The following is a 16,422-nucleotide window of genomic DNA, read 5'->3' on the forward strand; positions in this document are numbered from 1 at the left end:
TTCTCCCGCTTCGAGAAACTGGACGTACTCTTTATCGGCTTCCTCCACTTCGCACTCCTCGTCGAAGCGCTCAGATAGCGTGAACACGCCCTAATCTATGCAACGACTTATGCATTGTCCTCCACGGTGCTTCCGGTGATCACGCGCGCCAAGGTCCCTGTTCTTTTGTTGAACCTGCAGCCTGCTGCGGCGATCAACTATCAGCGCTTGAACAGCATGACAAGCCGCACCGCGATGACCGGTGAGTGGCTTGCATACTGCAGCTCCTGTGCGATTCCGGAGATCGCCAATGTGCTGGTGCGACTCGGCATCCCATTTCACCAGATCACTGGCATGCTGTATGGGGATCAGCATGTGCAAGATGAGTTGGAGACGTGGCTGCAGGCTGCAGGCGTTGCGAAGGCTCTAAGCCATAGTCGGCTTGGTCTTATGGGCCACTACTATAGCGGCATGCTCGATATCGCAACCGATCTTACCCAGATAAGCGGGCGTTTCGGGGTACACATTGAGCAGATCGAGGTGGACGAACTTGTCGCTCTGCGAAGGCACGTGAATGAAGCGGAAGTCGTAGCGAAACAAGCGGCGATTGAAAAATTCTTCGACGTGGATCAGGGATGCACGGGCGTAGAACTCAGTCGCGCTGCAAGAACCGCTGTGGCTCTCGATGCACTCATTGATCACAACAACCTGGACATGATGGCGTACTACTACAAGGGAGTCGGCATCCCGGAGAACGAGGACGTGTTGAGTTCTATTATCGTGGGTACATCAATGCTGACCGCTTCGCATGTTTCCGTCGCGGGCGAGTACGAAGTGAAGAACGTCATTGCGATGAAGATCATGGACCTGCTCGGTGCAGGTGGCTCATTTACGGAGTACTACGCCATGGACTTCGACGCGGACATAGTCATCATGGGGCACGATGGTCCAGGTCATCTTAAGATCGCCGAGGATCGGATCAAGCTCCGTCCGCTGCAGGTGTATCACGGAAAGGTAGGCAGCGGGCTTTCGGTGGAGATGTCGGTCAAGCATGGTCCCGTCACACTGCTCTCAGTGGTTGAAAGCAACAAGACGGGTTTGATGTTGCTCATCGCGGAGGGGCTATGTGTTCCCGGCGCGGTCCTCGAGATTGGTAACACAAACAGTTTTTATCGCTTTCCGCTCGGCTGCCGGCGCTTCGTCGAAGCGTGGAGCGCACATGGGCCCGCGCACCACTGTGCGATTGGCGTAGGTCACCTTGCGAAGGTACTGGAGAAGCTGGCAAAAGTTCTCGAGTTGGAGTTAGTGCAAGTATGTTGAATCGCTTTGAGGAAGATCGTGTTGTCGATTGCGCGCAGAGTGCTCCGGCCTCTGTGGGCACAGCTACGTGCAAAGCTTACGACCCGAATCTCCCTGCTGCAGGATCGATCATCGTCGTGCGGAGCCTTAACTGCTCAAAGGACAAAAGCTACAAATCATGACACTTCTCAAGGCTATCCTCAAGGCTGTCTCGCTTCTTTCGCTGCCCCTGATCGTGCCTGCTTCAGAGTGCCAGGTCGCACTGGTGGCCCATCTGCAAACGGGTGACACAACCGCGGCGCGGCTTCGCCTTGCATGGTCGCTTGATCCGGAAAAGGCACCGCGGGCCGTGCACGAGATCGCTTATGAAGTTCGCGTCGCGACCACGGCACAACTTCTCGCACAGAACAAGCCGGACCTTTGGGATTCCGGGAGAATCACCTCGCGTTCGATGAACGCGGTCTACATAGGGAAGCCGCTTCCCGGCGGTACGTCGGTCGTATGGCAGGTCAGATCGTGGCAGACCTGGATAGGACAACCCAGGTCTCAGGCATCCCAATGGTCCGTTCCGGCGACGTTTGAGACGGGACTCGTGAGTTGGTCGGCAAGGTGGATTGCCGCGACGCCAGACGCACTTCCGAAGTCACCCCTCGGAGTGGCCAACGACGTAACCTTGCCGATCTTCCGGCATACCGTCAGCCTTCGTCGTCAGCCTTCGTCGGCCATGCTTTTTGTCTCGGGTCTAGGTCAGTATGAGTTCCGGATCAATGGCCACAACATCATGCCCGATGTCCTCACCCCGGGGTGGACTGACTACGGTAAGCACATTCTGTATGACAGCTACGATGTAACCGCGATGCTTCGTTCGGGGCAGAATGCGCTGGCCGTACTCCTCGGCAATGGCATGTACAACGCACTTGCGGTCAAAGGGCGCTACAGCAAATTTTCCAACTCCTATGGTCAGCCGAAGCTCATCGCAGAGCTGCACCTGACGTTTTCCGATGGCACGAAGCAGACCATCGTCACCGACGAGAACTGGCGTACGACCTCCGGGCCCATCACCTTCTCGAACACGTACGGCGGCGAAGACTTCAATGGTTCGCTCGAGCGCTCCCGTTGGGATCAGCCGTCCTTTGACGACATCTCCTGGGCGAATGCTTTAGTTGTCTCATCTCCTGGAGGGGACCTGGTCCTAGACCAGATGCCGCCTATTCGCATCGTCGCCCGCTACAAGACGGTCTCCATCACCCATCCCCGCGCCGGCATCACCGTGTACGACCTAGGCCAGAATTTTGCAGGCTGGCCCGACGTGACAGTTAGCGGCCCCCGAGGCTCCTCCGTGCGGATGCTATGCGGTGAGTTGCTCGACAAGGACGGCCTTGTCACACAGCGATCCGCCAACGCGTTCGCGAATGATCCTGCCTTGTTTAGTTACACACTCCGGGGTACAGGAGAGCCCGAACAGTGGCACCCCCGCTTCAGCTACTACGGCTTCCGCTATGTGCAGGTGGAGACAACTTCTCCCGAAGTCGCAATCGTTTCGTTGACCGGTGAAGCCATTCGTCAAAACGACACGCAGACGGGAGAATTCAGCTCTTCGAATGAGCTACTTGAACGCATTCACCACTTGATTCTGAATGCTCTGAGCAGCAACCTGATGAGCATTCTCACGGACTGCCCGCACCGTGAGAAGCTCGGATGGCTGGAGCAGACTCACCTCTTCGCTGCGTCGCTGATGTCCAACTACGACGTGGAGGCGCTCTACCGGAAGATGGAAGATGATATAGCGGATTCCCAGATCGCATCCGGCCTGGTGCCTTCGATTGCGCCCGAAATCACGAAGTTCGTTGACGCAAACGGTCGCTCGTCTGACTTTCGCGACTCACCGGAGTGGGGCTCTGCGGTTGTGCTTAGTCCATGGGTGGCCTACCAATCTTACGGTGACTCCGAACCGCTGCGCGAGCACTACAGCTCGATGCAGCGTTACGTCGCGTTTCTCGAGGCGAAGACCGACAACCATTTGCTCGACTATGGACTGGGCGATTGGTACGATATGGGACCTGCCACTCCGGGATACTCCCAACTGACGAGTAAGCGAGTGACCGCTACCGGTATTCTCTATCAGGATCTAACAACCCTGGCGAAGATCGCCTCCATTCTCGGCAAACCAAAGGATGCGCGTACCTACAGGGAGCACGCGGATGCTGTGCGGGACGCGTTCAACGCCGCACTCTTTCATCCCGCAACACAAAGCTATGACCGCAATAGTCAGACAGCAAACGCTATGCCTCTGGCGCTCGGGATCGTTCCACCAGACTCGCGAACGGCCGTCTTAAACAGCCTCGTTCGCGATATAGAGTCGCACGGCTATCACGTCACTGCAGGCGATATAGGGTTCCACTACGTCGTACGTGCTCTAACGGATAGTGCCCGTTCGGATGTTCTCGCCAGGATGCTGGAGGTGACGTCAAGCCCGAGCTACGGTTATCAAGTGTTCCATGGGGCAACCACGCTCACCGAGGCATGGGACTCGAACCCGGACTCGTCGCAAAACCACTTCATGCTCGGTCATGCCGAGGAGTGGTTTTACCGCGGACTGGCAGGAATCGACTTCGACCTGAGCCGGACGCCGGGAGAGCAGATTCGCATAGCCCCGTACGCTCCTGATACGCCTGACCTGACCATCCACAAAGCAGCTGCATCCATGCTGACGCCCCTCGGGTTGATTTCCTCCGCATGGACGCAAGCCGACGGGCTTATCACCGTTGAGATTACGGTTCCGCCGAATAGCTCCGCCATCGTCGAACTGCCGTCGCGCTATGAAGGATGGACAGAGTCGGCGCATTCTCTCGAGCATGCGCCGGGTCTGCGTCTGATGGGAGGCAGAAGGATTGAGGCTGAGTCTGGAAGCTATCGGTTCGAGGGACATTCGATCCGGTGATCGTTTCGAGATCCATCGCCCGGAGACGAGGAAAGAAGGATCAGCATGCGTAGCGATCAAGTTACATTTGCGCTGAGGATGAGAGTCAGGACTGTTCTCCGGATCCGGGCCGCTTGGATAACGGTTTCCTCTCGGGGCCACGCTTGGCTAGAAGCTTGCAAAACCTCTTTTGCTGATTTAAAGGTGGGAAGATCAGAGAAACGGTACGTGCATCAATCCGATCTTGCCTGGCGATTTAGTGATATGGATGTGGGGAGTTTCCCTTCGACATGCTTGGCGATAGCGGTCTAGTCCATAACGACATAGTCTGTTTTCTCTCCAAGTTTTACATGGCACGACTCACATTGCTGTCGTGGCCGGGCGTTAGCTGTGCTGGGAAAGTTGGAACCGTTTGGCAGAAAGGCGTAGTAGGACCAGTTGCCGGGCGCGCCCGGAAAACGCTCGCTGCTCTTGACCATCAAGCCTATCCCCTTCTTGCCGGTCTTGACCACGCTGAATTCGTTGACGATCGTCGTGCCGTCGCGCCATTGTCCTGTCTTCTTAAAATAAGCGAAGGCAGACGGCTCGACGTAGGCTCCCTTTAAGGTAACGATGTCTGTCCCGTCCAACACCGCTTTATCAATCGGAGTAGACGGCTCTCCCATATGCTTCCATTGCTCGTAGCCGACAGGCAGACGGGCACTTCCATCGCGATCGAAGAGCTCCTGGGATGAACTCGAGGCTCGCGAACTCTGAGCCGCGACGCTGACTGTGCCATGCCATTCAGTGATCACGATGAGCATAAGGATAGCGGCACCACCAGCGACTCCTAGCGAAATTCCTCGTCCCCGCAGGAAAACAATCAAAGACTTTGTCATTCAGGTTGACCTCTCTAAATAGCAATCGCGCGCGTTTGGGCATTGGGAAATGTTCGAAGAACAATCTTCTAATCATTTCCTTCCTGTCCGGATCACAACCCCTCTGAAACTTCAGCTGAATACCCATCACTTTCTTCAGGTCTTCTATCCAGACGCCCCGCATTTGACCCGATTCGATAAGCTCAACGACTCGATAATTCGATGCGACGTACTAGAGCTTTCTATAGTCGACTGAACAACCCTTACAACTAAACTTGGGACGCCCTCTGTGTGTCTAACGATGCGCTGAGTAATCTTTCCTGCAGTTCCGAATCCTGCGGCTGCCATTCCACTTCACGAGCAGAATGATTTGTTGCTTTATGACCAAGTGATGCGCGCTGTCCGGCCGCAGTTCCTGCGTTCTTCGGAAATTTCGTGCTCGGAGCTCCGCTTCACCGGTCTGAAGAGAAAGCTGGCGTACAGAAAAGTCGAGGCCCCTGTGTCGTCGCTCGTCACACTGGCAGTCTGTTGTTTCTTCTTCTGGTGTGCTCCCAACGCTAACGGTCTTGAGCCTTCTACGCAGATCGCACAATATGGCCATACAGCGTGGCCAACAGGACGCAGTGGATTGACCAGCCCTCCAAGGGCAATTGCTCAAACGAGCGACGGGTACATCTGGATAGGAACTGACGATGGCCTCTTTCGCTTCGATGGGGTCCACTTCGTTCGCTGGAATCCACCGAAGGGCGAAGGCCTTCCCAGCCAGAACATTACCTACCTTTTCGGCGCCCACAATGGCAGTTTGTACATAGGAACCGAACTTGGCATGGCACGACTAACCAAGGACGCTTTCTATATCTATTCAGATCGCCAGAGAGCATCGGGCCCGTTTGCGGAGGATGCCCAGGGGAACGTCTGGGTAGGGCAGTCCTCGCCCTCAAGCGAATCAGGCAGTCTATGTAAAGTCGGCGAAACCAATTTGGAATGCCACGGCGACGGACTCGGGTGCCAGCGTAGCTCCGCTGTCTTGTCAGAAAGATCCGGTTCTGTGTGGTTGGGGTGCGACGCGCGCATCGCGCATTGGCAGCTGAACAAGCCACCCGAGTCTTACCCTCTTCCCGCACTGAAGCCTCTCGGCATCATCCACGCATTGGCTATGGATCAAGAGGGGTCGCTTTGGGCAGGAGCTACTTGTATCGGGTCTGGCTGCGGTTTACTTAAATTCTCTGATGGCGCATGGCATACGTTCAGAACGCCACAGGTCGATGGCAGAAAGCTCTTCGTCCAGTCCCTGTTGCTTGATTACCGCAACAATATGTGGATCGGAACCGATCGAGGGCTTTATAAGTTCGACCAGGGAAATCTTGATCACTACTACACAACGGATGGCCTTACTGGCAAGTTGGTCCATCAGATCTTTGAAGATAAAGAACGGAATCTTTGGGTTGTGACGAGCGCCGGCCTCGACATGTTCCGCGATCTCCCAGTCGTCTCCTTTACAACTCGCCAGGGATTATTGGACGACAACGCGAGCGCTATCGAAGCGAATCGGGATGGGAGTGTATGGATCGGAACGCCAGGTTTCATCAACATCCTTCGCGGCCAACGCTTCTCCTATCTCAAGGTGCCACACGCAGGGAACCCTGGTAACGTTTCGATCATCTTTCGAAACTCCCAAGATCAGATGTGGATCGTCGATGATGGGCAGGTCTTTCTCTATCGCAACGGTCGCTTCGATCCCTTGATCGGCTGGCAGAATGTGGCCAACCATGATGTGGTTTGCATAGCGGAAGACGTTCACCACCAGACATGGCTTCTCGATCACATTACGGGAACGCTGCACTACAGTCTCGTTCGCCTCAAGGGGACAACCGTTGCGGAGACGCTTTTGGTCCCCCACGCCCTTTCTCAAATCGAGCCCGACCTACGTGACGGTTTTTGGGCTTCTGGCTTACTTGGCGGCCTATTTCGGTTCCACGATGGTGCTCTGGACCGTCTGCCCCTGATCGAGAGCAACGAGAGAATTCTTTACATGAAAGCCGATGCCGAGGGCGCACTTTGGTTCGGAGGTGCGCAGAGCGGCATCGTTCGCTATTTCGAGGGACGCGTCCAAAGGCTGACAAGCAGGAACGGTTTACCTTGCGACGCTGGCTACGATACAGCCGATGATGGCCAGGGATCGCGTTGGTTCTATATGCGATGCGGCATAGTACGAGTCCCGAACAGTGAGCTTGCCCGTTGGTGGCGAGACTCTTCTTATCATGTCCAATCAACAATCTTTAACGGGTACGACGACTATAAACTGCAGAGCTACCAGGATGAGGTCGCGGCCTACTTCCCCTCCAGCGGTCGCCTTTGGTCGGTGAGTGGAACCGGAGCCCAGAGGATCGACCCTAGCCATCTGCCTTCGAACGCAGAGCCTCCACCAGTTCACATCGAGGGTCTTCTCGTTAACCATAAAGAATTTTTGTTGAACGGCAAGCATAACATCCCTGCAGCACCAAGAGAGGTTGAAGTGGACTACACAGCTTTAAGTTACGTCGTACCAGGCAGGGTGCGATTCCGCTATCGGCTGCTGGGTCACGACAAAGACTGGACGGATGCGGGTTCGCGCCGGCAGGCTTTTTACACTGATCTCAAACCTGGCCACTATACGTTCCAGGTGATTGGATGCAACAACGATGGTGTCTGGAACAACCGGGGGGCCCTACTCGGCTTTGTTGTTCTGCCCACCTGGTATCAGACGCCGTGGTTCCGGCTCACCTGCGTATCGATTGGCTTCGTTCTGGTCTACTCGCTCTATCAGCTGCGAATCCAGCGGTATTCGAGAGCCATGAAAATGCGTTTCGACGAAAGGCTCGAAGAGCGTATGCGCTTGGCTCGGGATCTTCACGACACTTTGCTGCAAACCATACAAGGCATAAAGATGGTTGCTGACCAGGCAAAGGAGAGCGCATATGAGCCTGCTGCCGCAAGCGCATTCGCCAATCGCATCTCCGAATGGTCGGAACGCGCTTCATTGGAGGGTCGAGCGGCACTTGATTCCCTTCGCAACTCGACAACAGAGGGAAACGACTTGGCAGCAGCATTTCGTCGGTCATTTGAAAACTATGTCAACGACGGAACGACAAGCGTCAACCTATCAGTGACCGGCAAAAGTAAAGACATGCATCCAATCGCACGGGACGAAGTATATCGGATCGGCGATGAGGCAATTCGGAATGCCTGTCTCCACTCTGGTGGTCAGCGGATCGACATTGAACTCGTCTACGACGAAAATATGTTGCTCCGCGTTCGCGACAATGGCAAAGGTATCGATCCGATGACTCTGCAGGCCGGAAAAGCCGGTCACTACGGTCTGACCGGGATGCGCGAGAGGGCGACGCGTATCGGAGCCAAACTGGCAATATCGAGCTCCACGCAGGGAACACAACTGGTACTGAGCGTTCCAGGAAGGGCGATCTATGCGTCGCCGCCTCTTCGAACCAAGTGGCGAGGGCGATAAAGCTCCAGCGATAACATACATTCCCCGATTGAGGTTTTGCGGACAATTCGATAGTCGAAGCGGCCTCGATACGTTAGCCAACTCGCTTTGGAAGGGTCCAATTCGGTCTGATGAAATGGCAGGTATATCCGTTGGGGATTCGTTCCAGATAGTCTTGGTGCTCCGGCTCGGCCTGCCAGAATGCAGTTGCAGGGACAACCTCGGTCACAACTCTGCCGGGCCATAATCCAGAGGCATTGACGTCAGCAATCGTATCTTCTGCGACCTGTTTCTGTTCATCGGTCGTATAAAAGATGGCTGAACGATAACTTGTCCCAGTATCGTTTCCCTGCCGGTTGGACGTTGTTGGATCATGAATCTGAAAGAAGAACTCCAAGAGTCGTCGATAGGCTAATTGATTCGGATCGAAAACGACTTCGATCGCCTCGGCATGCCCATCGTGATTGCGATACGTCGCGTTCGAGACGTCGCCTCCCGTATACCCGACTTGGGTCGAAATTACACCAGGGTATCGGCGCAGAAGGTCCTGCATACCCCAAAAGCAACCGCCGGCAAGCACTGCACGCTCATTCGATGAGGCCATATCGTTACTTTTGCTCCTTTGCTTCAAACAGACGGAGATAGTCACCGTAGCCTTCGCCTTCGAGCTCATCGAGCGGGATGAAACGGAGCGAGGCGGAGTTGATGCAATAGCGCAGACCGCCGGCGTCCTTTGGACCATCACCAAAGAGGTGACCCAGATGGCTGTCGCCATGGCTTGATCGGACTTCCGTTCGGCTCATGCCATGACTGCCGTCAGGCCGTTCTTCCACGTGAGCCGGTTCAACCGGCTTCGTGAAACTCGGCCAACCGCAGCTGCTGTCGAACTTGTCCAACGACGAAAACAGCGGCTCACCTGAAACAATGTCTACATAGATTCCAGGCTCGTCATGATCCCAATAGGCATTCTCGAAAGGGCGCTCGGTCCCGTTTCGCTGGGTGACTTGAAACTCCTCGGGGGACAGGCGAGAGATGGCCTCTGCATTTTTGGTGTATTGCGACATATTTGCTCCTCGCAAGGAAAGCTAAAGCTCAATCTTACAGTGCCGTCGCTCGATCGATCAGAGCGGAGCGGCAGACGTCTCATCCTCTGTTGGAGGAGTGCCACACCACGAAGCTGCTCTTGCAGAAGCAGCGCTTCGCTGCCCTTAGTCGATCTTGCATGAACCAGAACGCGCGCCGTCACTCATTACCCATTGCCATCCGGGCTGTGGAGGCCCGTAGGGTGAGAAGTTGAATGTGAGCGGCTGGCCGGCACGTATGACTTTCATCTCCATCATCTCGCCGGCCGTCTTCTCCAGAACACGCTTTGCGGTCATTGAGACGATCAGGTCGCCCTCCTTGACGCCGGCTTTGGCTGCTGGTGAGTCGCCAAGTAGGTTGCTCACAATGGCGAGCCTCATGGGGTCGAAGCCGGGATCGTATCTCGGCAGTTCGACGGGTTCGGGATGAAAACAAGGGCCGAAGCTATTGACCGAAGGTGCCTCAGTTTTGCCAGCAACCATCGCTTCGTATTGCTGCCTGCCTTCGGGACCGAGCTCTTTCTCCACGAGATTCAACCAGTCCCGAAGTCCCACCTTCTCCCCGTGTCGTTGCCGGTCCGTGAGTTCAACGACGAGCGTATCTACACTACGCTGGCCGTTCGACTTTGCCCTAATCTCTGCATCGACGAAGGCAAGATACATGAAGCCGCGAGCGTAAGGAACCTTCTCCGCAGCGTCATCTATCCATGCTTTGGCCGCAGCCTCCTTGTTACTCTTCCCGCGGTACGGGCTCGTGTAATACACCTGGGCGTGGTCGTTGATCAGCGAAAGGAAGTCCGCGCTTGAAATGATGCCGGCACGCAGCGGAAGAACGGCTGAGAAATAATCGGCCGTTCCCTCCGCGTACCAGGCTGTATCGCTATACTCGTCGCTATCGAGCGAGGGCCAGTTATGCACCATCTCGTGGGCGATATACGTCCGAACGCGGGAAGGGTCCGTTCCACCTTTCTCTGAATAGCCATACATGAACGAGTGCGCCAACGCAGTCCCGCCAAAACCGGGGTATGGATTGGATCGGATGAAGATGCGATACGAGGATTGCTCATCGTGGAAGAACTTTGCCAAGTACGAGTGGACGGCTTGGAGTTGCATGGCCGTTGTCTTTACATCCGGGGGTGCTAAGCCCATCCAATAAAAGGTGAACTTCGAGTCGCCGGCTTTCGGCTCGCTATGGACAATACCAGCTGCATAGTAGGATCGAGCCAGAATCTCCGCTGGAGCGACGGTGTGCTGCGTGCCTTCGCCCAGGCTCCAGACGCCGCGAGAGCCAGCCGGCATGTGCGAAAGGTCCCAACGCAACGTGATGTTGTACGTCAACGTGGTGGCGACATCCGCAATGAAGTAGTAGCCCGCTCCCATCATGCCGTCAGACTGCGCGCGAAGGTCGTAGAGAGGTCCGTTGCGTGTGGCGAGGGAGACGGGGCGCGGCGGTGTGCCGTACCGCACGGAAACATCGCCAACGGTGGCCCGATCGACGATCCAGTGACGCATCGTGTCATGCGGAGTCGCCGGTTCGTCCACCGAAGTCAGATGCAGAGCCCCCTTTGTATCGCTGGCATGGATGTCGATTGTGGAATAAGCCGCCGACGGACATCCCACGAGGATTAGAGGCATGCGAAGGAACGTATCTCCGGCAGCCAGATGAGGACTCTGAATCTGCATCTTCACCTCGATGCGCTTAAACGCAACATCATCGCCAATCGGCGTCAGTGTGACGAAGAGATGCGGCGCTCCCGGATGTTGCGTTCTGGGCGAGGACGCATGCGCCCGTGGTATCAACCCCAGGAGCAGTACCCAAGCAAATATTCGTATCCGCTGCATAGTTATTGAGTCTCACTCAGTTGAAATTTCTTGCTGCGCGATCGGGTGAGTCTTATTGGCGACGTCGACGGTGGAGGCGATGCACTCTCGCGATTTCGACGGAAGCCGGGTCTCGGTCGACGGAGTGCGTCGATGAAGGATGCGCCAGTATCATCATTGGTGACACAGCTACTGCGCAGCTGACGGAGGAGGCAGACCAGGGATCGCTACGTCGCGCGCCATCTTCCATCCTGAGGAGATCTTTACCCCTTCGATCAGGATCAAGAATGTTTTGGGAACCGCCTGCAGTCCACCGTGGCCAACAGTAATCTGCACGGGCAAATAAGTCTCGGCGACATCTGCGCTAAGCAGGCTTCGCCCTCGTGTAATCAGAATCGATGCGAGAGGGACCGCCGTAGATAACCTCGTGGAGATGCTTTACTACAACGTCGTGTCGCCAGAAACCGGCCCAGATGAGTGCGGGGCTATCAGGATGCGATGTGACTACGGTAAAAGCAATCTCTCCGCGAGAAGTGTTTGGCATCGGGATACTCCGAAAACCTTGCAAGCCTCAACCAGGTTTGCTACACGACGGCATACACAATCGGTGCTGGTCATTATGGCCTCGTCCATTGTCTAAAGGTGATGCCAGTTGGAGGTGAATCGCCCGAACAACATTCTTATAATCCTCCGCAAGCCCGATGCTCCTCAACTCCAGTTCGACTTAAGGAGCCAACGGCTGTAGGGTCTGGAAGACTGTCGGGATCAATTCTGCCACCGTGGGATGGATGTGAACCGAACGCGCGAGTAGAGAGGCTGGCTGGCGTGCGTACATCGCCGTCGCGATGCAATGGATCGCCTCATCGCCACCGACGCCCAGAATAGTGCCTCCAAGAATCTCCTGGGTCTCTGCGTCTACGAGAACTTTCATGAAACCATAAGTCTCGCCTTTCTCGATCGCCCTCCCGATGGTTGACATCTGTCGCATGCCGATGAGCGCGGGCCTGCCCCGCTCGCGAACCTGTCGCTCGTTCATCCCCACTTGAGCTAGCGGAGGGTCGGTGTAGAGAGCATGAATTGGAATACGATCTGTGACGCGTCGAGAGCCGCCATCAATCAGGTCTGCGGCGACGACATCAGCGTCGTTATAGGAGGTATGCGTAAACCCACCGCGGCCATTGCAGTCTCCCAGAGCCCATATTCCTTCGACCGGGGTCCGAAGCTGGTCATCTACCTCGACAAAGCCTTGGCTATTCACGGATAGTCCCGCATGCTCCAAGCCGAGATCGTCGGTGTTTGGATCGCGTCCCACAGCCAGAAGGACATGAGACCCGTGGATTTCTGGGCTGCCATCCTTACATCCAACCCGAACGACGACGCCCGATGGTCCGCGCTCAAGAGCAAGGCACTCTGCATGAAAACGAAGAGTAATATCTTCAGCTTGGAGGATTTCTGTTATGCCTGCGCAAACGTCGGCATCTTCATGCCCCAGGAGCGTCGCCCCTTTTTCAACAACAGTTACCTTCGACCCAAAGCGTCGGAACATCTGCGCGAACTCGAGGCCCACATAACTGCCACCTATTACGATGAGGTGCTCGGGAAGCACCTCGAGATCGAGAATGGTCGTACTCGTTAAGAATGGAACATCCTCAGTTCCGGGCATCATGGGGATTCTGGGGCGGGCTCCAACATTTAGAAAGAAATGCCTCGAGCAAAGCACGTCATCCCCGACTCGTAACCTATCAACCGCTTCAAAGCGCCCAACGCCATGAAACAGCGTGCAACCCTTCATACCCGCAACCGCCGCTTCGTTCTTCGCTCGAAAATTCAGGACGATCGCGTCTTTTCGTGCCTTGACTTTTCTGAGGTCAACACGAACACCTCCGTCGCTGAGCACCCCGAACTCATCAGTGTGAGCAGCGACATAGGCTGCTTTCGCGCTAGCGACCATGGCCTTCGTAGGCGTGCAACCGACATTGACACAGTTTCCTCCGAGCCATTTCTTTTCGACCAGAGCCACTGTCCAACCTGCTTTGGTCAACCGTCCAGCGAGCGACGCGGCCTGGCCCGCTCCCACGATCACTGCGTCAAATGAATGCTCCATACGAACCTCATCCTCACTAGAAACATGTCCGAGTGTTGTCGGCACGACAAAGACGCACCTCGAAACACTGGATTCATCTTCATTAGTTTGGGTAGCAGAAGCGAGCCGATTGCTCGCTTCTGCTACCCCAACCTCACGCAGGCTACCATGTCAACGTTGGCCAATGAAGTGGCTTTCAACAGGCAACATCCTGTAGATATCTCTAGCTGCAATCCGCGCAAAACGCGGGACAATAATTTGATTTCGATTTGATCGCGAGGTCGTCGGGTCGTTGTCGCTAGCTAGGCAAAGCTCAGAGAAAAGATTAATCGCACCTCCGGTTGCGTTGGCACCGGCACAAAATGACCCTTAACTCTTGAAGAAATGATCAACAGAAAACTGTCCCTGACCCCACGTTGGCGCATTTCTCGTCTGCCCCTTTGGTTGATTAAAGTCATATACAGAATCGCCGACGTGTCCTGAGCGGAATCGTCAGAAATGTAGAGTGTTATGCGTAGTGAGAACTCGACAAAGGTCTCGATCATCGCATCACGGCGTTCGCTGTGCCGCACCTCCGGTTTTTTGCTTATATTTGCGTTCGGAGTTGGACCCTTTATGAGTCTTGGTCGAAATGCTGGGCTGGCGCAGGAGGCGAGTGCTTTAGTCGTAGTGGTAAAGCCAGTCCGCGCCGCCGACGGGACGGTCTCCGCCCTCGAGATTCGGGAACAGTTGCAGTCGTCCACGCGGGATGGCGCCCCCCTTAGCTTGAAGGCCGCTCTTTCCGCCATTACCGTGAAGCACATTGCCGACAGCATCACGAACCTTCAAGTTACTGACGCTCAGGGTAGCGTCCCACTCACCACAACCGACGACCCCCCGGTGACCAGCGATGATTCTGCCTATCGTCATTGGAAGGCAACACGTCAGACGAACTCACCAATAGCGATCAGCTATCGTTTCCCGACAAATCCGACTGTCGCTCGCCGTGGACCTCCTCTTGGCATGGAAAGGGCTGGGCAAGGCGTTGCAGGGAGTGGCATCGGGTTCTTCTTGCTTCCCGAAAATTCAACCTCGGAGACGACGAGACTATCCTGGGATCTCTCGGACATGCCAACGGATTCGGTCGGCGTAACCACAGCCGGAGGAGGGCAGGTGAACATTGCCGGACCTCCGTCAGAGCTCTTCAAGTTATGGGTTCTCGCTGGCCCGGCGCTTGCTGTTCACGCCCCCCCGCCCTCGGGCTTTAGCGCCTATCTGGTTGGCACACCACCGTTCGACGGTACAGAGATGTTGAAGTGGGCAAGCAAAGCCTATAGTTCCATCGGTTCCAGCTTTCAATACATGGGTTTGCCCAAATATAACCTGATGATTCGGGCACTTGACGGCGAATCTCTTGGAACCGGGACGGCTGGCGAAGGACGTGGTGCAAGTCTCATCAATGTGGGCAAGACTTACTGGCCAGATCAGGACCGAACGTACTTCCGGAACACCATCTTTCATGAGATGACGCATCAATGGGTTGGGCTGATCAAGGACCGAGCAAGCTGGTACGAGGAGGGACTGACGGTGTATGTTACCGCAACCCTACCCTGCGAGTCGCACCTGCTCAGTCCTGCCGAATGCGCCGATGACCTAAACCGAACTCTAGAAAGCTATTACACAAGCGAGGGACGAAATTGGTCTCAGCAGAAGATAACTGATTCGCCCTTTCTAAACGAAGGCGTTCGCGATGTGCCTTACGGACGCGGCGCTCTTTACTTCGCAAACCTGAACTCGCAGCTACTGACCAAATCGCATGGGCGGCGCGACCTCGAAACAGCGCTTCATCCTCTGCTCGTCGCTCGTCGCGATGGCAGCGGTCTTGATCAAGCAGACTTCGAGGCTATGCTTCGCCGTGAACTCGGTCGCGTTGCGGTCACTGAGTTCCATGAGGAGGTCATCGACGGAACCAAGGAAATTGTCCCACCATCGAACGCCTTCGGGCCATGCCTCATGCGGGTAAGAGTGACCTTTCCCTCCGAGAAAGGTGGCAACTCTGTGAACGGGTATGTGTGGCACCCGATAGGGAAGGGAGCGCCGGCTCTATGTAACATCCCGTAATACGCCGGAGATATGACTACGAGCAACATCCTGAGCGACGCGTAGAAATCAATCCATCACTTCAGAGATCATGGATTTCTGGATTTGGCGCTTAAAGGGTCCGCAATGTTGATACAAAGCAATCCACGATCGCTTTGAACTGAACGCACTATTGATACAAGAGGAAAAATTGTGATTCTGGGAATGAGTCGATCTACTTTCGTTGTCGTCCACACCTCCCTAAGTGTGGTTGCCATCATAGGGGGATTTTTCGTAGTCTTCACTTTCTTGAACGGGACACTGTCCAGGCTATGGAACGCAGTCTTTCTTCTGACCACGACCCTCACCAGCGCCAGCGGTTTCCTGTTCCCTCGCACCAGGGTGACGCCAGGGATCGTTCTTGGCATCCTCTCAGTGACACTTCTCTGTATTGCTATTGTCGCCCTGTACGGTTTCCGTCTCCGTAGCCATTGGCGCCGCATCTACGTCATTTCCGCGCTGATCCCTTTTTATTTTAACCTCGTCGTTCTACTCGCCATCATGTTCGCAAGGATCTCGGTGCTCCAGATGCTAGCTTCTGCAACGAGGGGAGCAGCCTTCTCGATCGCCCAAGTTCTTCTGCTCATTCTTGCCATAGGTGTCATCGCGATCGCAGTCAAGAAATTCTGCTTAACGCCCTCATCGGATCTCTGGAAGTGGAATAGAGTGGAAGGCTTGCCGCGAGACGCGGGGGGATCGTAGAACCCTCACCCCGACCATCCAGAAAGGAAATCAAATTTGATAGACCGCCGTACCTTTTCCAAATATCTCGGCGCTTC

General features: G+C 55.4%; 12 protein-coding genes. 5 read left to right on the plus strand and 7 right to left on the minus strand.

Translation table 11 applies throughout. The features are described 5' to 3' along the window. The first annotated feature begins 114 nt into the window (after window positions 1–114). Together HDF15_RS22110 and HDF15_RS22115 are read left to right on the plus strand one after the other, a co-directional pair. On the plus strand, window positions 115–1,299 hold the full coding sequence (locus HDF15_RS22110) for an arabinose isomerase (protein ID WP_260331260.1): 1,185 nt from the start codon (window positions 115–117) through the stop codon (window positions 1,297–1,299). Between the two features lie 157 nt (window positions 1,300–1,456). Next, complete coding sequence (locus tag HDF15_RS22115) at window positions 1,457–4,219, plus strand: alpha-L-rhamnosidase (RefSeq protein WP_184259568.1); 2,763 nt, start codon at window positions 1,457–1,459, stop codon at window positions 4,217–4,219. 287 nt (window positions 4,220–4,506) lie between these two features. Here the strand turns inward: HDF15_RS22115 and HDF15_RS22120 are convergent, their stop codons facing one another. Next, entirely contained in the window at window positions 4,507–5,076 is a 570-nt protein-coding gene (locus HDF15_RS22120; RefSeq protein WP_184259570.1) for a cytochrome P460 family protein, read from the minus strand. Window positions 5,077–5,554: 478 nt separating this feature from the next. Between HDF15_RS22120 and HDF15_RS22125 the strand changes: the two genes are divergently transcribed. Next, window positions 5,555–8,560, plus strand: coding sequence for a sensor histidine kinase (locus HDF15_RS22125; protein ID WP_184259572.1), 3,006 nt, complete (start codon window positions 5,555–5,557; stop codon window positions 8,558–8,560). 73 nt (window positions 8,561–8,633) lie between these two features. Here the strand turns inward: HDF15_RS22125 and msrA are convergent, their stop codons facing one another. From msrA to HDF15_RS22155, 6 genes are all read right to left on the minus strand, one after another. Then, a complete protein-coding gene (gene msrA / locus HDF15_RS22130) occupies window positions 8,634–9,143 on the minus strand; it encodes a peptide-methionine (S)-S-oxide reductase MsrA (RefSeq protein WP_184259574.1) in 510 nt (169 codons plus the stop codon). 4 nt (window positions 9,144–9,147) lie between these two features. Further along, window positions 9,148–9,603, minus strand: coding sequence for a peptide-methionine (R)-S-oxide reductase MsrB (gene msrB, locus HDF15_RS22135; protein ID WP_184259576.1), 456 nt, complete (start codon window positions 9,601–9,603; stop codon window positions 9,148–9,150). Window positions 9,604–9,747: 144 nt separating this feature from the next. Then, entirely contained in the window at window positions 9,748–11,304 is a 1,557-nt protein-coding gene (locus HDF15_RS22140; protein WP_184259578.1) for a hypothetical protein, read from the minus strand. A 327-nt stretch (window positions 11,305–11,631) separates the two neighbouring features. Beyond that, window positions 11,632–11,778, minus strand: a complete 147-nt coding sequence (locus HDF15_RS22145; protein ID WP_184259580.1) for a hypothetical protein — start codon at window positions 11,776–11,778, stop codon at window positions 11,632–11,634. A 28-nt stretch (window positions 11,779–11,806) separates the two neighbouring features. Then, entirely contained in the window at window positions 11,807–11,986 is a 180-nt protein-coding gene (locus HDF15_RS22150; protein WP_184259582.1) for a hypothetical protein, read from the minus strand. Between the two features lie 180 nt (window positions 11,987–12,166). Then, window positions 12,167–13,546, minus strand: a complete 1,380-nt coding sequence (locus HDF15_RS22155) for an FAD-containing oxidoreductase (RefSeq protein ID WP_184259584.1) — start codon at window positions 13,544–13,546, stop codon at window positions 12,167–12,169. Between the two features lie 594 nt (window positions 13,547–14,140). Here HDF15_RS22155 and HDF15_RS22160 point away from each other — a divergent pair. Next, complete coding sequence (locus HDF15_RS22160) at window positions 14,141–15,625, plus strand: hypothetical protein (protein ID WP_184259586.1); 1,485 nt, start codon at window positions 14,141–14,143, stop codon at window positions 15,623–15,625. 171 nt (window positions 15,626–15,796) lie between these two features. Continuing rightward, complete coding sequence (locus tag HDF15_RS22165) at window positions 15,797–16,345, plus strand: hypothetical protein (protein ID WP_184259588.1); 549 nt, start codon at window positions 15,797–15,799, stop codon at window positions 16,343–16,345. Window positions 16,346–16,422 lie beyond the last annotated feature (77 nt).

Origin of the sequence: Granulicella mallensis, assembly GCF_014203225.1 — a bacterium.
Lineage (GTDB): Bacteria > Acidobacteriota > Terriglobia > Terriglobales > Acidobacteriaceae > Granulicella > Granulicella mallensis_A.